Raw genomic sequence first — 24564 nt, forward strand, 5'->3', positions numbered from 1 at the left:
TCTGCGATCTCTACGTCACCAGCATCGACTCCTGACGCTGAGGCATGATCAGTCTCGGTCCGTCAACCCCGGAGAGACTTCCAGGCGGCACCACTTAGCCGGCGATGAGGGCGTTCGCCTCCGTGATGAGCTTCTGAGCGGCCTGATCAGGGGTCATCCGGCCGAACAGAACCTCGTTCGTGTACCGCGTGAGGATGGCCTCGATGGCGCTGGCGCGCTTCGGCGGGGCGGCGGGCGAGTCCGTGAGCTCGCCCTTGATCTTGTCGAGGAAGGCCAGCGTCTTCTTGTCGCTCTCCGGAAGCTTGTCCCTGACCGCCGCCAGCACCTTGGAACTCGCCGGCAGGCCGCGGTCGCTGAGGATGATCGAACCCGCTCCCGGGTCGTTGATCATGAAGTCGATGAACTTGGCCGCCTCGGCCGGATGCTCGGACTTGGCCGCGGCGGTGTAGAACATCGCGGGCTGCAGGAACATGCCGCCCGCCGCGGCGCCCGGCACCTTCGGCATCCGCAGCAGGTCGACCTGCCTGCCACCCGACGCCTTGCTGATCGAGCCGAGCTGGTTGCTCCACCACATGCCCATCGCGCCGGTGCCGGTGGCGAACAGCGACCGGTCCTCGCTCTGGGCCGCGAGCTCCAGACTCTTGGCGGCGTCGGGAGAGCCCTTGGTCCTGATCAGCTTCTGGTGGATGGCCCACCACGCCTTGAGCGTGTTGGGCGAGACGCCGATCTTGTTGCCCTTGTACAGGGTCTCGCCCCGCTGGGCGGCGAAGATCTGCAGGAACGCCGGGTTGAAGGCCTGCTGCGTGCCGTAGACCTTGCCGCCGGACCGCGCCGTGATCTTCGCCGCCAAGCCGACCCACTCTTCCCAGGTCCACCTGGTGTCGTCGGGCAGGCTCTGCCCCGCGTCCCTGACCGCCTTCGGGTCCACGACCAGGGACCAGGCGTTGACGCCGGTGGGGATGGCGTACTGCTTGCCGTCGATGGCACCGGTGGCCAGCACCTTGCCGTCGAGGTCGGCGGTGTCGACCGTGCTGGACAGGTCGGCCAGCGTGCCGCGGTCGGCGTATTCGCGCAGGCCGCGGATCTCAAGGGTGATGACGTCGGGCGTCTGCTCGCCGGCGACCTTCGTGGCCAGCTTCTCGTAGTAGCTGCCGAAGTCGGAGAACTCCTCCTCGATGTCGATGTTCGGGTTCTGGGCCTCGAACTTCTTGATCGCCTCCTGCGTCATCTTCTGCCGCGCGCCACTGCCCCAGTAGGAGAAACGTAACTTGACCTCACCGCTGGCGCTTCCGCTGCCGCAGGCCGAGGTGTTCACCAGCACAGCAGTGGCCAGCAACGCCGCCGTCCACATCTTCCTGCCAGAGCCCACGGCTCTACCTCCTGGGGGGTGCAGGACCGGTTTCGGCCCTGGGGCGGTCACTCCACAGACCGGAGTCAAAGAATCTCGCAAGACTATCGGGGCAGGGGAGTTCGCCGGAACCTGTTGAGGCTGAGGAGTCGTCGCGGCCGCCGCTCGTCTCGCGGCTACCAGGTCTGGTCGCCGGCACGGACCGGCATCTCGTTGACGGCCACCCGCCGCTCCCGCGTGACGATGTAGCTGATCGCGTCCGCGAGGTCCTCCGGCCGCAGCGCCTCGACCCCGTCGAACTGCCGGCGGGCCACGTCCCGGGTGGTGTCGCTGAGGTGGTTCACCGGCTCGGTGTCCACGGTGCCCGGCTCCACCACGCTGACCCGGACGTGCTCGCCGAGCAGTTCCTGGCGAAGCGATTCGGTGAACGCGTTCAGGCCGACCTTGGTCAGGCCGTACACGCTGCTGCCCGGCCAGGCAGCGTGTCGGCGTCCAGGAGCCCGAACCCGCCCGCCATCCGGGTCACGGCCGGCTCGCGCGGCAGTTCCAGCAGGGCGAGCGGGTTGCCCCTGGTCTCGGCCACGAACCGATCGCGGATGTGCTGATCGATCCGGACGTGCGTCACCGAGTTCAGCAGGGCGTGGGCGTCCGCGGCCTTGCTCTCCGCGTACTGCAGCAGCGCCGACTTTCCGACTCCCGGCGCGCCGTGCACCACGAGCACGCGGCTTTCCCCCATGCGGACGGCTGCGATCCTCCCATCGCCGCTTCGTGACACGCTCACCACGCGGGAACGGGCGTACGGCGACTGACGTTCAGGGTCCGCAGGCGTGTCGGCCGTTGTTACGATCCTCCGCATGCACAGCGCAGACACCGCGGTAGGCGGAGAGGACGTGCGTCGAGTCGTCGCTCTGGCCGTCGAGGCCCTGAGGGACGCGGATCCCGAGGACTGGGAGGCCAAGGCCGGAACACTCGAGTGGACGTGCTGGGAGACGCTCGAACATCTGGCCGATGACCTGTTCACCTACGCCGCGAGGTTCGGGCTCGAGAAGCCGCCGACGACCGGGCTGCTGCCGTTCCGGACGAGCAGCGGCCGAAGCGGCGGACCCGCGAACGTCATCTTCGTCGACCGGGCCGGGGGCCCCGAGGGTCTCATGACCATTCTGGAGGCGTGCGGCGGCGTGCTCGCGTCCGTCCTGCGCACTGCCCCCTCGACCACCGTCTCGTACCACGTCTTCGGGCCCTCGGATCCAGCGGGCTTCGCCGCGATGGCCGTGGTCGAGGTCCTTGTGCACACCCATGACGTCGCCGAGGGGCTGAATCTGGAGTGGTCGCCGCCGAGAGAGCTGTGCGAGCGGGTCCTGAAGCGGCTTTTCCCCCATGTCACCGTCGATGCCGACGCCTGGGAGACCTTGCTGTGGGCCACCGGACGCATGGCACTCCCCGATCGCCCGCGACTCACCGAATGGCGCTGGTACGGCACGGAGGGCGTACGGGTCACCTCGGAGTGAACGTTCAGCCTTGAGGAGCCGCCGGGGCGACATGTGAGCCGAAGCACGAAGGCGTCACCCGCGACATGGAGGGCACGGCGGTCGCCACCATGATCGATCCCCGAGATGTGAGCGACACAGACCCTCAGGCGTGCGGGGCGCTGGTCGCCGAGCGTGGCAGGGTCTGGTTGTCATAGGCGCTTGGCGCAGTAGGTCTTCAGGCCCAGCCTGTCGGGCGACAACCGCACGCGGCCCTTGTCTTTGGGGCAGGGGCCTTCCTTGCGCTCGTTGATATCGACGACCTTGTACTCGGGGCGCTGCCCGCCGCCGGCGCAGGGTATCTCGACGTAGTTGGCGGAATGCTTGATCAGGCAGTCCCCGACGACGACGATCCCGCCACCCAGCCCTGGCCGGGAGCGGTGCGGTGGGCGCAGGCTACGCAGGCAGTAGTAACCGCCGCCGTCGGGCCGGTTGAGGACCTCGTCGGTGTCGGCGGGGCAGGAGGCAAGTGCCGACCCAGCGCCCACGGGGTTGCTCACGAGTCCCAGCCCGACGACCCTGGCGACCGCCTGATCGTCATCGCAGGCAACCTCGGCCCATGACGGCCGGTTGGCCAAGCAGTCGTTCTGCACGACCAGGCTGAAGTCGGCCTGTGCCGGGGCCGCCGAGCCCTGAGGTTGGGCCGCCGGTGAGGTTGCGGCGGGCGGCGGAGGCGGTGAGCCGCCAGGAGCGACAGACTGCCCGTCGCTGCACCCGGCGGCGGGCCACGCGCTCAACACCAGGCACAGAGTCACGGCACGGGCAAAGGCGGGAGGCTTGGCGTGGGAGTGGGTGGCTCGGACGCGACGCGGGCGTGGGAAGCGCATGCGAGGTGTCGTCAACGGCACTGCTCCTCCTGCGATCAGGAAAGGTCACCTCATTGTCCGCGCGACGGCGGCATCCTGAACGGACTTTCGCAACCCCGACCTGCCGCGAGGCCCTGTCCCATGCCCGCGCCGGGCAGGATCCAGAACCCTTCGACGAGCAAACTCCGCTGATCGGTCAGTCGGTGGGAGTCTTCCTGGAGTCGGCGCAGGACGCCCTCGCCTCGCAGGAGCTCCAGGTGGTTCGGCTGGCCGCGCAGGGCCGGACGAACCGGGAGATCGCCGAACGGCTCGCCCTGAGCGTGCGGACGGTTCTACCGCGCGTTCCCCAAGCTCGGGGTGTCCTCGCGAGGCGAGCCGGCCGACGTCGTCCTCACCGGCTGAGGGGCGCGGACCAAGTGCCGGTGAAAGGGGCAGTCCTCTGGTCGCGGGGCCGGGCGCGCGACCTCGCGTTCGCTCCGCCACGCACAGGGCTTAGCCTGCATGGATGCAGCGCATCCTCGTAGTGGGTATCAGCGGGGCCGGTAAATCCACCATGGCGCGGGCTCTGAGCAGCCGACTCGCCGTGCCCTGGCACGAGATGGACGCCCTGTACTTCGCCGGTCCCGGCTGGGCCGTGAACGAGCGGTTTCCCGATCAGGTCGCAGAGATCGCCCGCACACGGGCCTGGGTCTTCGACTCGTACGGCTACCCGGAAGTCCGTGACCTGCTGTGGGAACATGCCGACACCGTCGTATGGCTGGACTACCCACGGCGCGTCATCATGCCCCGGATCCTGCGGCGGTCACTGCGCAGAACACTTCTGCGCGAGCCGATCTTCAACGGGAACAGGGAGACCGTGGCGGAATGGTTCCGGCGAGACCACCCCGCATGGTGGGCGTGGTCCCAGCATGCGACGCGACGAGCGGACATACAGCAGCGCATCCATGATCCCCGCTTTGCTCCCTTACAGGTGTTTCGCTTCACCACCGTGCACTCGTCCGCGTCTTGGCTAGATTCCATCGGGCATCGGTGACACCACAGCGAAAGACCCCGGCAACGCGGCTGACGGGATCCTGGTGCGCGGGGTGGCGCTGGGACAAGAACAGGGCCGGAGGACTGGGCCGGCGGCCAGGCGGTGCAGCAGTCCCGCGGTCTGATGGTCAAGCTTGCCGGTCGCGCGGGAGACGATGACGTTCTCGTGTGGGCCGGTTATGACGGCCTTGCTACGGCGGTCGCCTTCCGGCCGAGCCCGTGCCCGGCCGGAGTGGCGAGGAATCGGCGAAGGGATGCCTTCATGCTGGTGACGAAGGCGTCGCGGGTCTGGTCGGGGATGAGGTCCAGGGACAGGTAGGGGTTGAGGTCCTCCAGCTCGACCAGGAGGAGGGCGCCGTCCTGGGTGCGGCAGGCGTCGACGCGTTGGATGCCGTGGTCGATGGTGTTCCAGTCGACGAAGCCCTGGGCGAAGTCAAGGTCGGCCTCGGTGGGCTCGTACGGTTCCAGGGCCCACCGCTGGTCGGGACGGGGAGCGTACAGGGCGTACTGGAAGGTGTCGTCGACGTAGTAGAACGACACCTCGTAGCGGAAGTCGATGCGCGGCTGGACCAGGAGGTCGCCGTCGGAGGCGTGGGTGAGGTCGGTGAGCCGGTCACGAGTGACGAACTCCAGGCCGATGGAGTCGGCACCAGCTTTGGGCTTGACCGCGTACTGGCCGGCCTCGGGCAGGCGACCGAAGTCCTGGGGCCGGTCGACGGTGGGGATGACCGGGTGCCCGGCCGCGGTCAGATCCAGTAGGTACTGCTTGCCGGCCATGTCGCCCCGGCCGGTCAAGGGATTGTAGACGCGGGTGCCGCGCTGGGCGGCCTGCTCGCGGAAGACGTCGTACCGGTCCCGGTAGTGCAGGACGGGGCCGCTGTTGCGTACCACGACCGCGTCGAAGGCGTCCATCAGCGCGGCCGCGTCCAGCGGGTGGCACAGGGCGATGTCGAAGTCTTCCCGGAGCCGGGAGGACAGGAAGATGTCCTCGTCGCAGTAGCGCCGCCCCTTCGCCTGGTAGGCGAGGTCGGTGACGAACAGCACTCTGGACCGGCCGGAAACCATACTTCTCCTGACAAATCGGGACAGCCACAAACTACACCGGGGGCCGATCCCTTGGGGTGCGGGTCGTTCGAGGAGGTCAGGGCGGTGCACGACCAACCAGCGGTGTTGAATCAGCTCTCGGCAACACGCTGAGCCGCAGCGACCAGAGCTTGGAGTGGCACGTCGAAGGACGGCTCAGTGAGGTCACCGAGGGCGGGAAGGCGTCTCAGCAAGGCCGGCAAATGGCTGGGCAGGGCCGGCCACGGGCTCGAATTCGGCGTCACGGCGTACGAACAGTACGAGGAAGACGAGGGTTCCGGCCTCACCAAGGGGGAGCGGCTGGGCGTGCCACCCTCCGCGGCGGAGCTGTGGCGACCAGTGCGAGCATCAGAGCCGGCATGGGGGCCGGATTGTGCTTGCCCGGCGCGGCGGTGAACGCGGTGGCCTGCGGCGTGGCACAAAGGCGAAGATCGTACAGTCCCGTACGCCGGCGTCATGAGGACCTGCGTGCTGCGGCGATGCAGACCCCGGACGACGCCCTTCTCATGGCCCAGCCATGGAAGACCGCGTTCCCGCACCACGACAGAGGACCCGCGTCAGCCCTGCCGCTCGCGCGTGTCCTGCCCAGGTACGCGCCGTAGTACCAGTTCTCAGGGCGCTGCGCCGGGGAGAGAAGCACCGCGAGGGATCGGCCGTGATGGCCGTCGGCGGCGGCTCATCGACGACCAGTCGCGCCGGTTCTGGCCCTCGAACTGCACCAGCTTAGGATCATCGATGACAAGCTTTGCGAGTTCCAGTTACGTCAGGCGCCAGGTCTGCTCGCTCGCAATGCGGGCGCTGCGGGCCTGGATGATCAAGGGCCCTTGCCTGCTGACGTACAACCCTGCGGATCCGCATCGTTGAGCTCGCACTTCTCCTGCCAGCGGGCGAGTCCATCACGGATGTCGTCGAGCGAATGAACCCATCCGCCTTCGCCGGCGGTTCCGTGCCACACGACGCCGGGACGGCTTGGATCACGACAAAGATCGAACCCATGCAGGTACTGCAGAGCCGTGAGGACCAAGGGAGGGCAGTCGGCGGATGCCCCCTCACCCTCCACCCAGGAAGCCGCCCATGCATGCACGGCCTCACGGGTCACCTCACCTGCTGCCAGCGCTCGCCATCGAGCAGCCACATCCTCACGGCTTGGCGGTGGGAGCGGCGTTTCGGGATCGCTCATGGGCCCACCATTTCAGCCAGGCAAGCCATGGGTCCACAGCGATCAACCCCTTGATCACCCTTGCCGGCGCCGACGACGCGCTCGGCGTCCGCCCCGATCCGCAGGGCAACCTGCCTCCCAAGCGGTTCGAGCCCGGCCAGCCGTACACCAACGGAGTCCCCGCCGGAGGGGATCCTGGTCGACGACGACGGCACATGGCTGCCGCCGATCGTGCGCGGCTGGTCATCTCGCAGCGACGCGGACGCCGAAGCGTACCTGGTCGCCAACAACCGGCTCACCGGGCGCGGAGGCTGGAAAGAGCGGATGCTCGCCGGCGTGCGCGACGTCGACCCGGACCTGCTGCTCGCGGCCGGTTACACCGATGACGACTTGGCCGATGCCAGCGCAGGAACGGACAGCAGAGACCGCGAGGAGGCGCTGCCCGAGCCGGGCGACGCCGACGAGGACGTACGCCCCGAGGTGTAGGGCATCATCGTCACCTGCGAATCCGAGGAGGAGCGGACCCGTCTTCTGGAGCGTCTGGCGGGTGAGGGCTGGCAGGTTCGGGCGTTGATGTAAGTGTCAGTCCCAACCCGCGTGACTGCGCCGTCAGGGTCTCACCGGGACCTCCAAGGGCTGGGAAGTCGTTCAGCACGCCCCGCAAGTACTGCTCCACCAACCGGCGACCCCTTTCGTTGCCCCTGAACTCCATGTCGATGCTTGTTTCGCCATCGCTCACGGAATATCGGCGTAACGGACCGATCGGGACCCACGATCGGAGGAGCGCGAGAACAAGTGGCAGGGCACGCCGCACAGCTGATACGCGGCCGCTCACGCGGACCAGCGCGGCGCCTATGGCGAACGTCAGAGCGGTCATGAGCTTGAACAGCTTGCCCGGACGTTCGTTGATCAGCGCAGTAAGCTCCTCGCTTCGAATCGCAGCCCGATCCGTTGCTCCGTACTGCACGCGAGCGGCCCATCGTACGAGCCCGCGCGCCAGCCATGGCGAGATGTCACACATCTCGTTGACCAGCAGGCCAAGCACGACCCCGAGGATGATATCGATGCCGGTCATCGAGCATCGCCTGCCGGCCCGCCATGGAACCAGCTGAGGAGAGCAGAGCCGGCCGCGGGACGCGGCGGCATCAAAGTAGCGGGGCGACGCTGTGCCAGGAGAGCCCGGGCGGCGCGTTCCCCTTCTCCGGTCAGTCGATAGAAGCGGCGTCGAGGGCCTGGCTGGTCATGAGCCAGTGCCTCCCATTCGCCGGTGACCCATCGAGCCTCTTCGAGGCGATCGAGCACCTTGTACACGGTAGGGCCTGCGCGCCCGGTCGCCTTCATGATCGCCCATCCGTGGATCGGTTCGTTGTCGTCGTGGGCACGCACGAGGGTTTCGAGCACGTCCAGCGTGGGTTGCGTGATTCTTTCGAGACCCCCCAAATCATGTCCCCCTTCTGGGATGCCATACTGCTATCGTACCTAGATGAAATAAGGCGCGTGCGGTCCTCGGCGAACTTCTTCCAGGAGGTGCAGTGCACGCCGAGATCACGCTGTCGTCCCCCATCAAGCGCAGTGCGCGTGTCCTGCGGCTCCAGGGCATGTTCGACGACAAGCCGGCCGGCTCGTGGAGCGTGCGCCTGCCCATCGAAGAGCGGCTGTGGAACGTCGGCCCCAGCGGGGCGGGCAAGTCGACGATCACGCGCATGCTGTGACCGGAGGCCCTCGTCGGCGCGCAGGAGTGGACGGACCGGGCGCTGGTCGGCGACTTCCCGAAGCGCATGAGCGTCAAGGACGTCGTGGCCTTGCTGGGCGCAGTCGGGCTGAACTCGCCGCCGGAGTGGGTGCGGCCTTTCAGCACGTTGTCGAACGGGGAAGCGTTCCGCACGGGTCTGGCCCGGTCGTCATCGACGAGTTCACCTCTGTGGTGGACCGCAGAAAGCGTACGCCGTGGCGGTCGCCGGCTCGTGGCCGTGACCTGTCACTATGACGTGCTCGACCGGCTGCGGCCGGACTGGGTGTACGACGTCGCGTCGTCACACGGGACGATGCGCGAGGGATGCCTGTAGCACCAGCCACCGGGTTGTGCGAAAGGCCCGGCAACCTGACCGGCACCATGGCGCGAGGGAAGGGCCCGATGGATGTTATGCGTCCGTCTCAGTTGCGCTGGGTGGGTCATCTCGGTGGTGAACGCCTTGGCGTGCTTGAACAGGAAGCCGTGGCAGCCCCCTGGGCTCGGCGGGCTCGTCGCGGATGACCCCGGCTGCCCGAGAAAAGGGCATTCGATAATCACCTGTTTTTATTATTTCCATCTTTTTCTCCAGGCCGATCCTCGCGTGAGTTATCCCGCCATGGAGTGGGTACCTCACGCTCGCACCATCATGGTGATGTGGCAATAAGTCCGATTCTTCCGAATCAGACCCATAGGGGGAACAGATGATTCATCACCGAAGCACCAAGAGCGCGCTGGCCTTTGCTCTGGCAGCGGCGGCGGTCAGTGGATTCGCGACTCTTACATTTCCGGCGTCGGCGGACGTCACCGCCGTTCACGGTATGGCGGACAACAAGGCGACACCCGTAAGCAATCGCGCCACCGATCCAAGGTCGGACGACAAGACAACCCGCGCGGTCGACACGGCCTTCCAGGGCGATCCGGACGACCCCAAGAGGCCGCCCACCAAGTTCATCGGGATCATCCGCGACAGCAGGATCGCGGTCAGGGATCCGCGGACGACGCCCCAATGGCATGACCTGAGCGAGCTGCTGCCGCGCAACTTCGGCCGCCTGGTCGACATCTCCCTGGCCGCGCCCGATGAAGGCACCACCGTGCACATCACCGTACTGAACGAACGCGGCAAGGTGGCCCAGAGCAGGTGCACGGTCTTCCCGACCCCAGGCTCGAGAACGGCGCCGGCTTGGCCTGAGAACTGCACCGAATTCATCGATCTCACCCGGATGTGAGTCTCCCGAGCTGCCGATGATGAATGCCGTGCCCGGGGGGACTTTCCGGGCACGGCATTCAATGGTCGCACCATTTCGAGCGAATTAGGCTGAAAAAGTGCGCTATAGCGACCTCTCTATGCATAAGTCGGACGAAACCGATGCGAAGCTGTCAGGGCGATGCAAGGAGCGAGCAGGAGGGAAATCGCAGGAAGCGGATCGCCGCCCGGGTGTGCACCGTCGTGATCGTCCACCTGGACCGTCCCGCCGTCCTGTCCGGGATCGACCCCGAGTCCTGGCCAAGGTGCTCTCGGGGAGCGCGCAACCCGGGCGGGAGGCTCCCGGCCCGACGGCCCGGACCTGCTCGCCTCAGTCGTCCTCTTCGTCCCAGTCGTCCTCCTCGTCGTCCCACAGGTCACTGGGCGGCAGCGGGTGCTCGTCGTCGATGAGGGAGTCGTCCACCGAGCGCCGCCAGGCGCGGCTCTCGTCCGGGTCGGCCCAGTCGTCCTCGGTGATCCTCGGGATGGGGATGGTGGCCCGCTGGTGGTCGACCATCCACGAGTTGCGGAAGAAGTCGAACGTGAGGTGGTAGCAGCCGTCGGACTCGGCGTACATGATGGGCGGGACGAGGAACTGCGCCACGCCGACCTTGGCCGCTACGACCACGTAGTCCTCGGGGATGGATTCGTCGTTCCAGCAGGCGGCGAAGTTCACCGGCTTGAGCGCGCCCTTGCCGAGCACGTGGATGAGGTTGTCCTGGATGACGAACCGGTCCGGGTCGAGGGCCACGTCCTCCCCGAGCATGAGGATCGGCGCGGGCAGGATGTGCGCCTTGGCGAAGGACTGCGCCTCGGTGTAGAGATCGACGATCTCGTCGTGGCGGGTGGGGTCGTAGCGTCCGGAGTAGTGGAACGGGCAGCAGGTCCTGCCGTCGGGCCGCTCCGGCTCGGGGAAGAACGCGGACTTGTCCACCCGCGTCATGGCGGACCCGCCCCGCCTGGCCCGCAGGAACTCCGGGATCCAACCGGTGCCGTCGGACTCGATCACCTCCGTCCGGCAGAGCGCCCGGAACGCCGTGTCGCCGATCTTGCAGTTGAAGTAGTCGAGCAGGGTGAGCGCGGCGCACTCCGCCGGAGACAACGCGTCGGTCTTGGCGAACCAGAAGTCGTAGCCGTTGGCCACGAAGTGCACCCCGCGGAACTCCTTGTGCACGAAGGTCTCGCGGGCGGGACCGTCGCCCCAGCCGTTCCAGTGGGCCGCCGCCACCTGGTTGTAGTAGGCGTCGGCGTGCCGGGCCAGCTCCGGCGCGAACACGCTCTCACCCGTCAGGTAGCACGCCTTGCTGAACAGCTCACCGATCTCCGGCGCCTCGGTGACCTCGTCGGCGGTGAAGATGAGTTCGGTACGCAGGAACACCTTGCGGCCGTCGCGGTAGGGGGCGCCCTCGTGCTCGTACCGCTGGTCGAAGATCACACACGTGAACTCGCCGATCTCGCCGAGCGCGGTGCCGCCGACCAGATCCAGCGCCGGCGACCCCGTGCCGCCGGTCAGGTACAGCAGCACCGTGTACCGGGAGATGTGCCGCCGCGCCGCGTCGTAGTACGGGGTGTCCCGATGCCGGTGGAAGTTCGCGTCACCGGGCTCGAACCGGTTGCACCGGAACACCGGGTTCACATGCGAGAAGCCCTCCGCCGCCACCGGCGGCAACGCCTCGGCCACCGCCGCGCTCAACGCCTCGGCCAGCGGCGCCGAGTGGAAGATGAACCGCTCGCCGCCCCGGGACACGGCGTTCAGCGGCGGCACGTACAACTTCAGCTCGTCCAGCTGCGCCAGCCGGGCGCGGCCCTCCGCCGGCAACCGCAGCGAGAACGAGAACACGCCCTCCGCGTGCTCCGTCCGCCCGACCAGCTCCGCCTCCAGCGGCACGTCCTCGAAGAGGCGGTCCAGCGGGACGATGTTCTCGAACGTGCGGAACGACAACTCGTGCGGATCGACGAACACCGCCGCCAGGTACGGCGCGTCCGCGCTGGGCCGGGCGAACAGATCGCGTACCCGCTCGTCGATCCGCTCGGCGTCGATGAACCGCACCGCCTTGAACCGCGCCGACGGATGCCAGGAAATGTCCAGTCCGTCCACCGTCGCGGCCGGCTCGGCGTCGGTCGCGTCCACCTCCGCCCGATAGCGGTCGGTCTCCTCGGCGGGCACGTCCCCGGCCGACAGGACGAAGAAACGATCCCGAAGTTCGATGCTCACACGCACCTCCACAAGCCGCGCAGCCCCGACGGAAGATTCTCGGCGTGCGCCAGTTTCCGCACGCCGTCCTGGCCCACATCGGAGTCGTACAGCCACAGCCGTTCGAGGGACCCGGCGAACGGCGCGGCGAGCAGGGCCTCCGCGCCCGCCGGGCCGATCCTGTTGTACCTCAGGTCGAGCTCGGTCAGCTGCGCGAACCGATGCAGGGAACGCACGCCCTCGGCGGTCACCCGGTTGCGCTGCAGACACAGGCGACGCAGTCCGCCCAGGTGCGGGGACGCCGCGAGGGCCGCCAGACCCGCGTCACCGATCCGGCAGTACCGCAGTTCCAGCTCCCGCAACCGGTCCGCGCGGAGCGAGGTGGCGAGGAGTTCGGCGCCGTCGGGGCCGAGATCCAGATAGGAGAGGTCGAGCACGGCGAGCCGTCCGGCATCCAGTCCGTCGAGAACCTTCACGTCCAGCCGCCCAGGGCGCGGTTCGTGCCCTTTCTCTTCCGCGACGACCCAGTCCACCTCGTCGTCGTCCCACTCCTCCTCGGCCGGGGCGTCCGACGTGATGCGCAGCGTGGTGACGAACCGGTCGCGCAGCACCTGCTCGACGACCTCGCGGACGTCATCGGACCACTGGACGGCCACCTCCGTGGCGAAGCCGTACCGGCGGGAGAGCACCAGCGCCGTCGCCGGCAACCCGTCGTCCCATCCGTCCTCGTGCTCCGCGACGAGGTCGGCGATCTCGCGCTCAACGGCCGGGCGGTCGGCGGGGCGGGTGCGTGCCAGGCGCTGTTCGAGGCGGATCAGCGTGCCTCTGGCGTCGCCCCGCTCCAGCAGCCGGTCGCTGTAGGCCCGCCACGCGGCGAGGTCGTCGGGATGAGCCCGTAACGCGTCTTCGACGGCGGTCTCTTGCATTTGTACGAATGTACGGAGATCGGCAGATGTGTCAAGCCGTGATGTCAGGGCGACGCCCGCTGTCGGAGAACGGCCGCGAATTGTCGTAACGGGCGGGTATCGTGCTGCGCCTGGTCATGATCACCGGCGTGGACGGTCCACGCGGCACGGTGTTCATCGCGGCGTCCCCGGGCTGAGCCGGAGGCCGCCTCAGCTGGAGGTCTCCATCGTGAATCCACCGGGTCCACCCCGTTCGGCAGCCGAAGAACGGGAGGCGGCGCGCACGCCCCGGCACGACACCGCCGCCGAGAGGCGCGCGTGGGAGTCCGCCGCCCGTGCCTGCTACCGGGAGATCGGGGTCCCGTTCCCGGAACGGGTCGTGTGGGTGCCTTCACCGCTCGTCGGCGCGTTCGCCGCGCCGATCGCCGCCTGTCTGAGCACCGGTCACCGCAACACCCGCGTCCTGGACTCCGTCTACCGCGCGGTGGACGACACCGCCGGCCAGACCGTCGGCCACGCCGTGCGCGCCGCGGTGCGGGCCGTGGCCGACGGCGCGGTCAGGGATCCGGTGCACGGCGCGGCGGCCGCCGCCCTGCACGCCGAGATCGACGCGACGATGAAGTCCGCGAAGGCCGCGGCGGTGCGGGACACCGCGCACGTCCCGCCCGCCCGAGACATGAGCCGGGGCGTGCTCGCCGGCGTGCTGGCCACGGTCGCCGAGGCGTCGGACGCTGCCGTGCGGGCGGCGGTGGACGCGGCGGTGGGCGGGCCGCGGCAGGACACGATCCGCGGCGAGGTGCGCCGGCTCTGGCGGGCCCACCTGCCGGGCCAGCGGTCCGACACCTGGCTGACCCTGGTCGACTGCCTCGGACAGGAAGCGGCCCCGCCGCCGGGCTCCGGATCGGACGCGGCCCCGCCGCCAGGCTCCGGATCGGACGCGATCCCGCCGGGCGACTTCCGGCCGGAGTCGGTCCCGCCGGGCGATGAGGACCCGTCGTGGGCGTCCGTCGCGGAGCAGGCAGCCGCGGCGCGATTCGCGCCCGCCGGCTGGTGGTGGTGGCCCTTCCGCGACTTCGTCATGCTCTGCCCGCGCCCGGCCGAGCTGCACCTGGAGCAGGTCGGCGACGACGACTCAGGCAGGTACCGGGCGCACCGCGCCGACGGCCCCGCGGCCGGCTGGGACGACGGGTTCGGGCTGTACTTCTGGCACGGCACCCACGTCACCCGAGCCGTCATCGACGACACCCTCACCGCCGACGAGATCCTCCGCGAGACCAACGCCGAGATCCGCCGCTGCGCCATCGAACGCCGCGGCTGGGACCGCTTCATCGCCGAGGCCGGCCTGGCCCAGGTCGGGACCGCCGTGCCCGACCCCGGCAACCCCGGCCAGACCCTCACCCTGCACGACGTCCCCGAAGGCGTCTACACCACGCACGTGCGGGTCCTGCTGTGCACCAACGGCACCGTCGAACGGGACGGCACCCGCCGCCGCTTCGGCCTCACCGTCCCCGCCGACTGCGCCGACCCCCTGCAGGCCGCCGCCTGGACCTACGGCCTCACCCCGGCCCAGTACGCCACGGCACAACGACGATCCTGACCCCCACCCACCGGCAGAAGGAGCCCGAGCAGATGCTCACCATCGGACAGGCCATCGCCACCTTCGGCATCACCGTCGACGAGCACCTCGACCGGCAGGCCGAGATCCCCATCCTGGACGGCCTGCAGTTCCAGGGCGACGTCGCCGTCGTACCGGCCAACCGGGATCCGGCCCGCACCCCCGTCCCCAAGGAGGGCGTCCCGATCGTCCGCGGCCAGGCCCAGGCCAACACCCACCTCCTGCTCGCCTCCGGCAAGGCGTTCTTCACCCCGGAGCGCTTCGGCGGCGGATTGGTGCTCGGCGTGCTGACGGTCGCGGAGGACGCGGTCGCCTACCTCGCGCACCCCGAACACGCCTTCACCGGCATCGCACCGGGCACCTACGAGCTGCGGCGCCAGCGCGAGCAGGCCGACGGCACCCGCCTCGTCGCCGATTGAGCGAGCACGCCCGGGGCCGGCCACCCCTGACTGCCGCCGCCCCCTCTTGCGGACCTGCCTCGCCCGCGGCCATGCTCGATTTCCAGGAGGAGCCGATCTAGGGGGCACGGTGCACGCGAACGATCCTGGCGTCTCCCGCCGGAGCGGGCCATGACGGTGACGGTGACAGCGAGTCCCCCGGTCCGGCGCAAGGAGTCGGTCTCCGGGCGGTTACGTACGCTGACAGGCCTGTCCCTGGTGACATTGGCGCTGCTGCTGGCCGCGATCCTGGCCGGCGCGGGAAGCACGGGCTCCGGCCTGCGTACCATCGGGCACGACGCCGGGCCGCAGGTGCTGGCCACCACGGGCCTGTATCGGCAGATGTCGGAGATGGACGCGCTGGTGGCCGAGACCCTGCTGCTGGGCAGGGAGTACGGCCCGCAGCAGCAGGCCGACCTGACCGGCTACGACCAGCGGCGGCTGGAGATCTCCGAGAGCCTGCTCAAGGCGTACCGGCTGGCCCTGGACGACCCCACCGAGCAACGCACGGTCGAGTCGCTGATCGAGGGGCTGGGCCGCTACGAACGGCTGGCCACGCAGGCGCGGCTGCTGGACGTGCAGGCCGGGCACACCGCGGGACAGCCGCCCGACCACGTGGTCGAGGCCTACCAGCGGGCCACCGACCTCATGCACCGCGAACTGCTCCCGCAGGCGTACAACCTGACCCTGGAGACCGGGACGATCGTCAGGCGCGCGCACGCCGCCGAGCGCTCGACCACCTCGCTGGCCCGCGCGGCCGTCGTCGTCGCAGGGCTGCTCGCGCTGATCTGCCTGCTGATCCTGCAGGCCTATCTGACCCGCAGGTTCCGCCGGGTGTTCGCGCCGGCCCTGATGGTCGCCACCGTGCTCACCGCGGCCGGGCTGGTGACCGGCACGGCCCTGCTCAACCAGCAGGGCGAGGCGCTGGAGCAGGCCAAGCGCCACGGGTTCGACTCGGTGCTCACGCTGACCAGAGCACGGGCGATCAGCAAGACCATGCACGGAGACCAGAGCCGCTTCTTGCTCGACCGCTTCCGCAAGGACACCTACGAGCACACCTTCCTGGACAAGTCCCGCACGATCGTGGCCGTCGAGTCCACCAGCCTGCCCGACTACCAGGGCAAGCTGAACGCGAACTTCCAGGGCCTGCTCGGTGGCCTGACGGGCGAGGACCGGGACCGGGTCTTCGCCGCCTACCAGAGGTTCCAGCAGGCCGACGCGCGGATGCGGGCCATGCCGGCCGAGGCGGCGATCAAGTTCTGGGACGGCGAGCTGACCCAGGCCTACGAACGCTACGACAAGGTGCTGGAGGAGCTCATCCGGCGCTACGAGTCCGACTTCGAACGCGCCATCGACAACGGCGACGGGGCCCTGGAGACACTGTGGCGGTGGGTCCCCGCCGGGCTGACCGCCGGCGCCCTGCTCATCCTGGTCGGCATCTGGCCACGACTCAGGGAGTACCGGTGAGAAGACTGCTGATCTGCCTGGTCCTGCTGGTCACGTCCTGCGGCGCCGCGCGGCCGGAATCCCTCGTGGACAAGGACGAGCTGATCGTCGCGATCCGCTCCGACGTCCCGCTGATCAGTTTCAAGGGGCAGTACGGCGTGTACTACGGCTTCAACATCGACGTGGCCAAGGATCTCGTCGCCCGGCTGGGCAAGCAGATCCGCTGGCTGGAGATCAAGGCCGGCGACCAGCTCACCGTGCTCACGGACGGGCGTGCCGACCTGGTCTTCGCCCACATGTCGGTCACCCCGGAGCGGAAGAAGGTGATCGACTTCGCCGGGCCGTACCACGTCGACTTCCAGGACATCGCGGTGCGGCCGGCCGACAAGGGCGTCATCCGCGACGTCCGCGACCTGGAAGGCCGCAAGATCTGCTGGGTGCGCGGCACGAACATCGCCCAGCGGATCATCGACGAGCGCCAGGTCAAGGCGATCGCCGTGCCCGCACCCGACTACAACGTCTGCCTGGAGATGATCAAGGACGGCAGGATCGACGCCATCTCCACCAACGCCCAGATCCTGGCGGGACTGCTCACCAAGCCGGGCGTGGACCTGCACCTGGTCGGCGCGACCTTCAACGAGCAACGCACGTCGATCGGCCTCCGCAAGGGCGACGTCGACGGCTGCGAGGAGCTCAACCGGGCCATCACCCGGATGTACCAGGACGGCACGGCGAACATGTTGCTGGACAAGTGGTTCGGCAAGTCGGGCATCGACCTGTCGGTGGTCGCGGTTCCGCAGTTCGAGGGCTGTTCCTAGGCGGGCGGCCTGGCGATCTCCGCGCTGAACCGGTCGACGAGCGACTGCTTGGCGCGCCCGGCGACCTCCACGTCGTAGGAGACCAGCTTGACCGTCGTCAGGTCGACGGCTTTGGAGTGCGCCGGCACGCCGGCGTTGGTGGGCAGGGCGTAGAACTTCACCAGCGGTCCCAGCCGCTGGGACGCGCCGCTCAGCGCCCAGTCGACGTACTTGCGCGCGCTCTCGGGGTTGTGCGCCCCGGCCAGGACCGCCAGGCCGCCGAGCTCGTAACCGGTGCCTTCCTGTGGGAAGGTCACCTGCAGGTTCGGATAGCCCTGCTCCTGGGCGGTGACGCAGTCATGGGAGAAGACGACGCCGACCGCCGCCTCTCCCTTGGCCGCCTGCACGGCGGCCGCGGCGCCGGCGGTGTTGTACCTCAGCACGTTCGGGTGGAGGCTGCGCAGGTAGCCGAGTGCGGCGTCCTGATTTCGGCCGTTGAGCTCCATCTGCGTCCACAGGCCGGCGTAGGCGGTTCCGGAGGTGGCCGGATGGGCGATGGCGACGCCGCCGCGCAGGCGCTCGTCGAGGAGTTCGCGCCAGGAGCGGATCGGCTTCATGCCCCGCTTGGCCAGCTCCTTGGTGTTGTTGCAGAAGGCCAGCACGCCGACGTAGACGCCGCTCCAGGCGTTCTCCTTGTCGGCCCACCCCCGCCGGATTTCCCCGGATTTTTCGGATTTGTACGGCTCCAGCAGCCCCTGGCTCTTGGCCGCCACGTAGGAGGCGGCCTCACCGCCGTGCCAGACGTCGAACTCCTGCCGGGCACTGGCCGCCTTGATCCGGTCCAGCGCCTCCCCACTCGACAGCCGCACGAAGTCGGCCTCCACACCAGTGGCGTCGGAGAACCTTTTCACCATCATCGCGCACCATTGCTCGCTCGCGCTGCAGGCAACCGTGATCTTGTCCCGTCTCGGCGTCGAACAGCCCGCGGCCATCAGGACTGCTACCAGTGCGATGGCTAACGGCTTCATTGCTCTCCCGATGCTCCGCCGACGTCCCGCCCGTGTGCCGCTCCCATTCGACACCGATCTCCGCCTAGCCGTCTACGGGCGGGCACGCACAAAGGCGTGGCGACCGGGGCCAGGCTCCCGGTCGCCATGCCTTTCACCGCTGCGTCAGACGCCGTTCCAGTCGCCGATCAGGACGGCCGCGCCGGAAACGGTCTCGAGCTCGGTGGCCCAGGCGTAGTCGGAGGGACCCTCGTCGAGGGTGTCCCGCAGGTGGAAGGTGCCGTCGGCGGGGTTGTAGTAACCCGTCGAGTCTTTTCCGTCGCCGTTCCAGTCGCCGGTGAGGACGACGGCGCCGGGGACGGTTTCGAGCTCGGTCGCCCAGGCGTGGTCGGAGGGGCCGTCGCTGTGGGCGTTGCGCAGGTGGAAGGAGCCGTCGGCCGGGTTGTAGTAGCCGAAGGAGTCCTTGCCGTCCCCGTTCCAGTCACCCGTCAGGATGACGGCGCCGGGGACGGTCTCGAACTCGGTGCCCCAGGCGGTGTTGGACGGCCCGTCGTCGTGGGTGTTGCGCAGGTGGAAGGTGCCGTCGGCGGGGTTGTAGTAGCCGGTGGAGTCCTTTCCGTCGCCGTTCCAGTCACCCGTCAGGACGACCGCACCCGGGATGCTCTCCAGCGCGGTGTCCCAGGCCGCGTTCGAGGGGCCGTCGTCGTGGGTGTTGCGCAGGTGGAAGGTGCCGTCGGCCGGGTTGTAGTAACCCGTGGAGTCCTTGCCGTCCCCGTTCCAGTCGCCGGTCAGGACGACCGCGCCGGGCACGGTCTCCAGCGCGGTGTCCCAGGCCATGCTGGAAGCGCCGTCGCCGAGTGCGTTGCGCAGGTGGAAGGTGCCGTCGGCGGGGTTGTAGTAACCCGTCGAGTCCTTGCCTGCCACCGGTGCCGGCGTCTGCCACAGGTGATCGACGATGATCTGCGCGTCACTGGCCTCCGTCTGGTAGCGGTCGGGATAGGCCGATACCTGGACGGTCTGGCACACCTGCCCGATCGGTGCGCTCATCCAGCCGTTGTTCGGGTACTCCCGCTTCATCTTGTTGATGAACGCGTTCGTGGCCCACGCGGGGTTGAGCCGCTGCGCCCCGGTTCCCCAGGAGGCGCGCTGCTGGAACAGGCCGAGGCTGTCGTGGTCGACCTCCTCGCTGATGTTCTGGAGGCCCGACTCGACGATGACCGTGGTGATGGCGATGACCGCCGCCCGCGAGTGCAGGCCCAGATCGCGGACGGTGTTGACGACCATGCGGGCGCACGACACCCGGTAGCCCGTCATGTACCCGTCCATCTTCTTGGTCAGCTTCCCGTTGAGCGTGGTGGCCAGGGCGTTGTCGGAGGCGGTGACACCCCTGGAGTCGCACGCGGCGGTGGCGTAGGCCGCCGCCGCGGACATCTCGCCCGGCGGTAAGGGGCCGGCGTGGGCGGGGGCCACGGACAGCCCGGCCACCGCGGTGAGCGTCAGGGCGGTGAGGGCGGCGCGAAGGAGGAAACGGCGCTTCATGGGGATGCTCCGGGGAGAGTCAGCGGGCGATGAGGTCAGTGCGGGCAGGCCGGATTTCTTGATCGTCATAGCTCTCAGCTTCCGTTCCAGTCGCCGGTCAGGACGACCGCCCCGGGGACGGTCTCCAGCTCGGTGGCCCAGGCGTAGTCGGAGGAGCCCTGGTCAAGGGCGTTGCGCAGGTGGAAGGTGCCGTCGCGGGGGTCGTAGTAGCCCGTGGAGTCCTTGCCGTCGCCGTTCCAGTCGCCGGCGAGGACGACGGCGCCGGGGACGTTCTCCAATCCGGTGTCCCAGGCGTGGTCGGAAGGGCCGTCACTGTGGGCGTTGCGCAGGTGGAAGGAGCCGTCGGCCGGGTTGTAGTAGCCGAAGGAGTCCTTGCCGTCCCCGTTCCAGTCACCCGTCAGGATGACGGCGCCGGGGACGGTCTCGAACTCGGTGCCCCAGGCGGTGTTGGACGGCCCGTCGTCGTGGGTGTTGCGGAGGTGGAAGGTGCCGTCGGCGGGGTTGTAGTAGCCGGTGGTGTCCTTGCCGTCGCCGTTCCAGTCGCCGGTCAGGATGACGGCGCCGGGGACGGTTTCGAGTGCCGTGTCCCAGGCCGCGTTGGAGGGGCCGTTGTCGTGGGTGTTGCGGAGGTGGAAGGTGCCGTCGGCGGGGTTGTAGTAGCCGGTGGAGTCTTTTCCGTCGCCGTTCCAGTCGCCCGTCAGGACGACCGCACCCGGGATGCTCTCCAGCGCGGTGTCCCAGGCCATGCTGGAAGCGCCGTCGCCGAGTGCGTTGCGCAGGTGGAAGGTGCCGTCGGCCGGGTTGTAGTAACCCGTCGAGTCCCGGCCCTCCGGCGGCTCCACGGGGCCGGCCGTGCCCTCGACCGGGGCGCTGTAGCCGACGATGTCGACGTTCGAGCGCGAGTACGAGTTGGCCTGGATCCTGTCGCCGCTGTTGCCCTCGATCGTGTAGACCGTGGAGCCGTCGGCGCTCTTGACGATCCCGACGTGGTCGATGTCGCCGCTCTGGTCCCAGTCGAAGACGACGGCGTCACCCGGCTGCGGGGTGTAGCCGCTGCCCCTGGTGTGCCAGGTCCCGAACGTGGTCCCGTAGTTCTTGAACGAGGCCGCCCAGCCGTCCAGGACGCCGCCGCTCCCCTCGGGGACGTCGGCGTGCTTCACGCCCGCCTTGCGCCAGACGTACTTGGCGAAGTCGGCACACCAGTCGCTGTCGCGCCACTGCACGCCATCGGAGCTGGGGCAGCCCGTCGCCGGCTTCCAAGAACGGAAGAAACCGGTGTAGTAGTTGCAGCCGCTGCCCATCGGGCTCTCGTGGTTGCGTGTGCCGTTGTTCAGCTCGCTCTGGGCGATGGAGACGATCGTGGACCTGTTCACCGCGAAGGCCGGCGTGGACATGACGGCCGTGAGGCCGGTGGCCACGAACGCCGTGGCGGCCACTCCCGCGGCGAGCCGCCGGCCGGTGCAACGAATGTCACCCATGGTGATCCCTCATCTCGGGGTCGTTCCTGATCGGACACCGAGAGAGTGGGCGCGCCCCCTCCAACTTCGCTGTAGGGAACTCTTGAGCCTGGTACGCACCGGTAAATGACCTTTAATCTCGATGCGACGAGGTCCTTGTCCTTGGGGAGGATGTGTGGAGTTCCGCCTGCTCGGCCCTGTCGAAGCGTGGAACGGGGGACGTCAGGTGAAGCTGGGCGGTGCCAAGCCCCGCGCGCTGCTCGCCGCCCTGCTGCTCGACCACGGCAAGATCGTGCCGGTCGAACGGCTCATGGAGGCGGTCTGGGGCGAGGACGACCCGCCCGCCACCGCGCGGGCCGTGCTGCAGACCTACGTCGCGTCGCTGCGCCGGTCGCTGGAGGGCGCGGGCGTGACGGACGTGATCGTCTCGCACCGCGTCGGCTATCTCGCCGAGGTGCCCGACGGCACGCTGGACCTGCGGGTCTTCGAACGGCTCGTGGCCGAGGGGCGCCACGCCGTACGGGAGGGCCGGCACGAGGAGGCGCACCAGAGCTTCCGCGACGCCCTGGCGCTCTGGCGGGGACCGGCGCTCGGCGGGATCAGCGACTCCTTCCTGCGGGCCGAGGCCATGCGGCTGGACGAGCTCAGGGTCACCGTCATCGAGGAGCGGGTCGCCGCCGAGCTGGCGCTGGGCCAGGGCGAGCGGCTCCTCGACGAGCTGGCCGAGCTGGTGGCCCTGCATCCCGCCCGCGAACGCCTGCGCCGCGACCTGATGGTGGCCCTCTACCGGGCGGACCGGCAGGCGGACGCGCTGGCCGTGTACCGCGAGGGCAGGCGGGTGCTGGTCGACGAGCTCGGCATCGAGCCGGGGCCCGAGCTGCGGCAGGCGCACGAGGCGATCCTGCGCTCCGACCCCGCCCTGCGGCCCCCCGCCCGCGGCGGCAGGCCGCGGCAGCTGCCTCCGCCGCCTGCCGACTTCGTCGGCAGGCAGGAGGAGATCGCGACGCTGCTGGCGACGCTGACCCTGCCGGAGGCGATGCCCATCTGCGTGATCTCCGGCGCCGGCGGCATGGGCAAGTCGGCTCTCGCCCTCCGCGTGGCCCACGAGGTCGCCGAGCACTTTCCCGACGGCCAGCTGCACGTCGAGCTGCGCGGCACGAGCGACGCCCCGGCCGGGCCCGAGGAGGTCCTGGGCCGGCTGCTGAGGGAGCTCGATCCCGCCACGGCGCAGCTGCCCGCCACGCTGGAGGAACGGACCGGACGCTACCGCACGCTGCTGGCCGGCCGGCGCAAGCTGGTCGTCATCGAGGACGCCGCGGCGGAGGCGCAGGTCCGGCCGCTGTTACCCGGCGCCCCCGGCTGTGCGGTCCTGGTCACCTCGCGCAACCGGCTCGTGGGCCTGGCCGGGGCCACGTTCGTCGAGCTCGGCGTGCTGCCGTCCGGCACGGCGATCGACCTGTTCGCACGGATCGCAGGTGAGAGCCGGGTGGCGGCCGAGCACGACGCCGCCGCCGGCATCGTCAAGTTGTGCGGCCGGCTCCCGCTGGCCATCCGCATCGCCGGCGCCCGGCTGGCCTCGCGCCGCCAGTGGCCGCTCACGCGGCTGCTCGACCGGCTGGCCGACGAGCGGCGCAGGCTGGACGAGCTGACCGTCGGGGATCAGCAGGTGCGGGCCGGCATCAGCCTGAGCTACGCGCTGCTGCCGCCCGAGGCGCGGACGGCGCTGCGCCGCCTCGGACTGCTGGGCCTGCCGTCGTTCCCCGCCTGGGTGGCCGCCGCCGCCATGGAGACGGACCTGGACGAGGCGGAACGCGTCCTGGAGCACCTGGTTGACGTCTCGCTCGTGGACGTCGAGGGCGTGGACCCGATCGGGCAGCTCCGCTACCGGCTGCACGACCTCATCAGCCTGTTCGCCAGGGAACGCGCCCTGGCCGAGGACGACGCGACGACCCGCAACGCCGCCGTCGCCAGGGTTCTGGGCGGATGGATCTGGCTGGTCGAGCGGATCAACGAGATGGCGCCGCCGTACCTGATCTCGGTGCCTGCCTCGTACCGGCTGGCTCGCCCGATCGACGACGGGGTGGCGCGGTCGGTGGTGGCCGATCCGCATGCCTGGTTCCGTGGCGAGCAGGACGCGTTGATCGCCGGCGTGGAGCTCGCCGCCGCGATGAACCTCGACGAGCTCGCCGTCGAGCTGACCGCCGCGCTGTCTCGGACGGCTTTCGGCGGGCACCAGTACGTCTTCGACGACCCGTTCGCGAGTTGGCGCAGGACACACGAGGTGGCCCTGCAGGCCGCTCGCCGCATGGACAACGCCCGCGGTGAGGCCATCCTGCTGGCCGGGCTCGGGCAACTGCACTACGAGCTGGACCTGTACGCCGAGTCGCGCGCGTACCTCAGCCAGGCGCTGTCGATGTTCCGCGCGGCCAAGGACGTCCGCGGCGAGGGCGCGACCCTCGCGGCGATCGGCGCCGCCTGCCGGGAGCAGGGCTACCTGCCTGAGGCGCTGCACTTCCTCGACCGGGCGCGCGAGCTGGTGGGCGGCCTGGACGACGCTTCCGCGCTCGGTCACATCAGGCGGCTGGCCGGCACCGTTCGCCTGGAGACCGGGGACTATCCCGGCGCGTGGGCCGATCTGGACGAGGCGCTGTCGCTGTTCACGGCGGCGGGTTCGAGGCGCGGCCAGGGCCTGACGCTGCGCAGCATGTCGCTCTACCACCGCGCCAGGGGAGAGCTTGGCCAGGCCGAGGAGCTGGCCAGGCGCGCGCTGGCCATCTTCCAGGCCTCCGACGACCGGATGATGGCGGCTTACTGCGTGCGCGCGCTGGCCAAGGCGCTGCTGCGGCAGGGCAGGTTCGACGAGGCCAGGAAACCGCTGGAGGAGACGCTGGCGGTGCTGCGCACGCTGCACGACGCCTTCGGCGAGGCCGGCACGCTGCGCACGCAGGGTGAGTTGCACCTGGCCGAGGGGCGGCTGTACCAGGCCAAGGAGTGCCTGGAGGAGTCGCTGCGGATCTGGGAACACCTGCGTACCGCGTTGTTCCGCGCCCGCTCGCTGCGCGACCTGGCCCAGGTGCACGAGGCGCTCGGCGACGTCGCCGCCGCCGAGCGAACCCGCGCCGAGGCCATGGAGATCTTCCGGCTGCACGGCTCCCGGGAGTACGACGAGCTGTCGCTGTAGAGCGGATTACAGCAGATTTGGAGCGCCGGGGTAGATCCTGCGTCGAAGGCTTTCGAT

Annotated in this window: 25 protein-coding genes; 12 read left to right on the forward strand and 13 right to left on the reverse strand. The window is 69.4% G+C overall.

Features of this window, described 5'->3' with window-relative positions:
- Positions 1 to 94: 94 nt before the first annotated feature.
- From ACIBQ1_RS40090 to ACIBQ1_RS40100, 3 genes are all read right to left on the reverse strand, one after another.
- Positions 95 to 1369 carry an ABC transporter substrate-binding protein gene (locus ACIBQ1_RS40090; RefSeq protein ID WP_397285305.1) on the reverse strand — a complete coding sequence of 425 codons (1275 nt, stop codon included), beginning with the start codon at positions 1367 to 1369 and terminating at the stop codon, positions 95 to 97.
- Between the two features lie 155 nt (positions 1370 to 1524).
- Positions 1525 to 1809: an SDR family NAD(P)-dependent oxidoreductase gene (locus ACIBQ1_RS40095; RefSeq protein WP_397285307.1), complete on the reverse strand. Its 285-nt coding sequence runs from the start codon at positions 1807 to 1809 to the stop codon at positions 1525 to 1527.
- Entirely contained in the window at positions 1797 to 2084 is a 288-nt protein-coding gene (locus ACIBQ1_RS40100) for a hypothetical protein (RefSeq protein ID WP_397285309.1), read from the reverse strand. Before ACIBQ1_RS40100 ends, ACIBQ1_RS40095 begins: the two co-directional genes overlap by 13 nt.
- Before the next feature lie 118 nt (positions 2085 to 2202).
- On the opposite strand from ACIBQ1_RS40100, the gene ACIBQ1_RS40105 reads away from it, so the two are divergent.
- The gene (locus ACIBQ1_RS40105) at positions 2203 to 2856 is read left to right on the forward strand and encodes a maleylpyruvate isomerase N-terminal domain-containing protein (protein WP_397285310.1); all 654 of its coding nucleotides are present in this window, start codon (positions 2203 to 2205) and stop codon (positions 2854 to 2856) included.
- Between the two features lie 170 nt (positions 2857 to 3026).
- Here the strand turns inward: ACIBQ1_RS40105 and ACIBQ1_RS40110 are convergent, their stop codons facing one another.
- The gene (locus tag ACIBQ1_RS40110; RefSeq protein ID WP_397285312.1) at positions 3027 to 3614 is read right to left on the reverse strand and encodes a hypothetical protein; all 588 of its coding nucleotides are present in this window, start codon (positions 3612 to 3614) and stop codon (positions 3027 to 3029) included.
- Between the two features lie 323 nt (positions 3615 to 3937).
- On the opposite strand from ACIBQ1_RS40110, the gene ACIBQ1_RS40115 reads away from it, so the two are divergent.
- Positions 3938 to 4204: a hypothetical protein gene (locus tag ACIBQ1_RS40115; RefSeq protein ID WP_397285653.1), complete on the forward strand. Its 267-nt coding sequence runs from the start codon at positions 3938 to 3940 to the stop codon at positions 4202 to 4204.
- Positions 4186 to 4713, forward strand: a complete 528-nt coding sequence (locus ACIBQ1_RS40120; RefSeq protein WP_397285314.1) for a hypothetical protein — start codon at positions 4186 to 4188, stop codon at positions 4711 to 4713. Before ACIBQ1_RS40115 ends, ACIBQ1_RS40120 begins: the two co-directional genes overlap by 19 nt.
- A gap of 176 nt (positions 4714 to 4889) precedes the next feature.
- Here ACIBQ1_RS40120 and ACIBQ1_RS40125 read toward each other — a convergent pair whose 3' ends face one another.
- Positions 4890 to 5777 (reverse strand): hypothetical protein, encoded by an 888-nt coding sequence (locus ACIBQ1_RS40125; RefSeq protein ID WP_397285316.1) that lies wholly within the window; start codon positions 5775 to 5777, stop codon positions 4890 to 4892.
- Positions 5778 to 6609: 832 nt separating this feature from the next.
- Positions 6610 to 6975, reverse strand: a complete 366-nt coding sequence (locus ACIBQ1_RS40130) for a hypothetical protein (RefSeq protein WP_397285318.1) — start codon at positions 6973 to 6975, stop codon at positions 6610 to 6612.
- 210 nt (positions 6976 to 7185) lie between these two features.
- Here ACIBQ1_RS40130 and ACIBQ1_RS40135 point away from each other — a divergent pair, with 210 nt between their 5' ends.
- Positions 7186 to 7440: a hypothetical protein gene (locus ACIBQ1_RS40135; RefSeq protein WP_397285320.1), complete on the forward strand. Its 255-nt coding sequence runs from the start codon at positions 7186 to 7188 to the stop codon at positions 7438 to 7440.
- Between the two features lie 10 nt (positions 7441 to 7450).
- On the opposite strand, the gene ACIBQ1_RS40140 is transcribed toward ACIBQ1_RS40135, so the two are convergent.
- A complete protein-coding gene (locus ACIBQ1_RS40140; protein WP_397285322.1) occupies positions 7451 to 8029 on the reverse strand; it encodes a hypothetical protein in 579 nt (192 codons plus the stop codon).
- Entirely contained in the window at positions 8026 to 8355 is a 330-nt protein-coding gene (locus ACIBQ1_RS40145) for a PadR family transcriptional regulator (protein ID WP_397285324.1), read from the reverse strand. The genes ACIBQ1_RS40140 and ACIBQ1_RS40145 overlap by 4 nt, the downstream gene beginning before the upstream one ends.
- Before the next feature lie 131 nt (positions 8356 to 8486).
- On the opposite strand from ACIBQ1_RS40145, the gene ACIBQ1_RS40150 reads away from it, so the two are divergent.
- The 3 genes from ACIBQ1_RS40150 (at position 8487) to ACIBQ1_RS40160 (ending at position 9912) form a co-directional block, all read left to right on the forward strand.
- Positions 8487 to 8666, forward strand: a complete 180-nt coding sequence (locus ACIBQ1_RS40150; protein WP_397285326.1) for a hypothetical protein — start codon at positions 8487 to 8489, stop codon at positions 8664 to 8666.
- Positions 8667 to 8732: 66 nt separating this feature from the next.
- Positions 8733 to 9020, forward strand: coding sequence for a hypothetical protein (locus ACIBQ1_RS40155; RefSeq protein ID WP_397285329.1), 288 nt, complete (start codon positions 8733 to 8735; stop codon positions 9018 to 9020).
- 367 nt (positions 9021 to 9387) lie between these two features.
- A complete protein-coding gene (locus ACIBQ1_RS40160) occupies positions 9388 to 9912 on the forward strand; it encodes a hypothetical protein (protein WP_397285331.1) in 525 nt (174 codons plus the stop codon).
- A gap of 348 nt (positions 9913 to 10260) precedes the next feature.
- On the opposite strand, the gene ACIBQ1_RS40165 is transcribed toward ACIBQ1_RS40160, so the two are convergent.
- On the reverse strand, positions 10261 to 12144 hold the full coding sequence (locus tag ACIBQ1_RS40165; protein ID WP_397285333.1) for a hypothetical protein: 1884 nt from the start codon (positions 12142 to 12144) through the stop codon (positions 10261 to 10263).
- Complete coding sequence (locus tag ACIBQ1_RS40170) at positions 12141 to 13049, reverse strand: hypothetical protein (protein WP_397285335.1); 909 nt, start codon at positions 13047 to 13049, stop codon at positions 12141 to 12143. Before ACIBQ1_RS40170 ends, ACIBQ1_RS40165 begins: the two co-directional genes overlap by 4 nt.
- A 208-nt stretch (positions 13050 to 13257) precedes the next feature.
- Here ACIBQ1_RS40170 and ACIBQ1_RS40175 point away from each other — a divergent pair, with 208 nt between their 5' ends.
- The 4 genes from ACIBQ1_RS40175 to ACIBQ1_RS40190 all read left to right on the forward strand — a co-directional run bounded on the left by ACIBQ1_RS40175 (position 13258) and on the right by ACIBQ1_RS40190 (position 17344).
- A complete protein-coding gene (locus tag ACIBQ1_RS40175) occupies positions 13258 to 14625 on the forward strand; it encodes a DUF6745 domain-containing protein (protein WP_397285337.1) in 1368 nt (455 codons plus the stop codon).
- A gap of 32 nt (positions 14626 to 14657) precedes the next feature.
- A complete protein-coding gene (locus ACIBQ1_RS40180; RefSeq protein WP_397285339.1) occupies positions 14658 to 15062 on the forward strand; it encodes a hypothetical protein in 405 nt (134 codons plus the stop codon).
- A gap of 162 nt (positions 15063 to 15224) precedes the next feature.
- Positions 15225 to 16547: a hypothetical protein gene (locus ACIBQ1_RS40185; protein ID WP_397285341.1), complete on the forward strand. Its 1323-nt coding sequence runs from the start codon at positions 15225 to 15227 to the stop codon at positions 16545 to 16547.
- Positions 16544 to 17344, forward strand: coding sequence for a transporter substrate-binding domain-containing protein (locus ACIBQ1_RS40190; RefSeq protein WP_397285343.1), 801 nt, complete (start codon positions 16544 to 16546; stop codon positions 17342 to 17344). The genes ACIBQ1_RS40185 and ACIBQ1_RS40190 overlap by 4 nt, the downstream gene beginning before the upstream one ends.
- Here the strand turns inward: ACIBQ1_RS40190 and ACIBQ1_RS40195 are convergent.
- The 3 genes from ACIBQ1_RS40195 to ACIBQ1_RS40205 all read right to left on the reverse strand — a co-directional run bounded on the left by ACIBQ1_RS40195 (position 17341) and on the right by ACIBQ1_RS40205 (position 21347).
- Positions 17341 to 18351 (reverse strand): ABC transporter substrate-binding protein, encoded by a 1011-nt coding sequence (locus ACIBQ1_RS40195; protein ID WP_397285345.1) that lies wholly within the window; start codon positions 18349 to 18351, stop codon positions 17341 to 17343. The genes ACIBQ1_RS40190 and ACIBQ1_RS40195 overlap by 4 nt on opposite strands.
- Positions 18352 to 18495: 144 nt before the next feature.
- On the reverse strand, positions 18496 to 19869 hold the full coding sequence (locus tag ACIBQ1_RS40200) for a hypothetical protein (RefSeq protein WP_397285347.1): 1374 nt from the start codon (positions 19867 to 19869) through the stop codon (positions 18496 to 18498).
- 74 nt (positions 19870 to 19943) lie between these two features.
- On the reverse strand, positions 19944 to 21347 hold the full coding sequence (locus tag ACIBQ1_RS40205) for a CHAP domain-containing protein (protein ID WP_397285348.1): 1404 nt from the start codon (positions 21345 to 21347) through the stop codon (positions 19944 to 19946).
- Between the two features lie 154 nt (positions 21348 to 21501).
- On the opposite strand from ACIBQ1_RS40205, the gene ACIBQ1_RS40210 reads away from it, so the two are divergent.
- Positions 21502 to 24507 carry a BTAD domain-containing putative transcriptional regulator gene (locus ACIBQ1_RS40210; RefSeq protein WP_397285349.1) on the forward strand — a complete coding sequence of 1002 codons (3006 nt, stop codon included), beginning with the start codon at positions 21502 to 21504 and terminating at the stop codon, positions 24505 to 24507.
- Positions 24508 to 24564: the final 57 nt, after the last annotated feature.

The sequence above is a fragment of the Nonomuraea sp. NPDC050153 genome (genome assembly GCF_044460125.1).
Taxonomy (GTDB): Bacteria; Actinomycetota; Actinomycetes; order Streptosporangiales; family Streptosporangiaceae; genus Nonomuraea.

Bases quoted from the DNA above. Each gene is read 5' to 3' on its own strand.
- ACIBQ1_RS40100 (WP_397285309.1), bottom strand. From the start codon at position 2,084: ATGGGGGAAAGCCGCGTGCTCGTGGTGCACGGCGCGCCGGGAGTCGGA.
- ACIBQ1_RS40180 (WP_397285339.1), top strand. From the start codon at position 14,658: ATGCTCACCATCGGACAGGCCATCGCCACCTTCGGCATCACCGTCGAC.
- ACIBQ1_RS40140 (WP_397285322.1), bottom strand. From the start codon at position 8,029: ATGACCGGCATCGATATCATCCTCGGGGTCGTGCTTGGCCTGCTGGTC.
- ACIBQ1_RS40105 (WP_397285310.1), top strand. From the start codon at position 2,203: ATGCACAGCGCAGACACCGCGGTAGGCGGAGAGGACGTGCGTCGAGTC.
- ACIBQ1_RS40195 (WP_397285345.1), bottom strand. From the start codon at position 18,351: ATGAAGCCGTTAGCCATCGCACTGGTAGCAGTCCTGATGGCCGCGGGC.
- ACIBQ1_RS40130 (WP_397285318.1), bottom strand. From the start codon at position 6,975: ATGAGCGATCCCGAAACGCCGCTCCCACCGCCAAGCCGTGAGGATGTG.
- ACIBQ1_RS40170 (WP_397285335.1), bottom strand. From the start codon at position 13,049: ATGCAAGAGACCGCCGTCGAAGACGCGTTACGGGCTCATCCCGACGAC.
- ACIBQ1_RS40205 (WP_397285348.1), bottom strand. From the start codon at position 21,347: ATGGGTGACATTCGTTGCACCGGCCGGCGGCTCGCCGCGGGAGTGGCC.
- ACIBQ1_RS40200 (WP_397285347.1), bottom strand. From the start codon at position 19,869: ATGAAGCGCCGTTTCCTCCTTCGCGCCGCCCTCACCGCCCTGACGCTC.
- ACIBQ1_RS40125 (WP_397285316.1), bottom strand. From the start codon at position 5,777: ATGGTTTCCGGCCGGTCCAGAGTGCTGTTCGTCACCGACCTCGCCTAC.
- ACIBQ1_RS40120 (WP_397285314.1), top strand. From the start codon at position 4,186: ATGCAGCGCATCCTCGTAGTGGGTATCAGCGGGGCCGGTAAATCCACC.
- ACIBQ1_RS40160 (WP_397285331.1), top strand. From the start codon at position 9,388: ATGATTCATCACCGAAGCACCAAGAGCGCGCTGGCCTTTGCTCTGGCA.
- ACIBQ1_RS40155 (WP_397285329.1), top strand. From the start codon at position 8,733: ATGAGCGTCAAGGACGTCGTGGCCTTGCTGGGCGCAGTCGGGCTGAAC.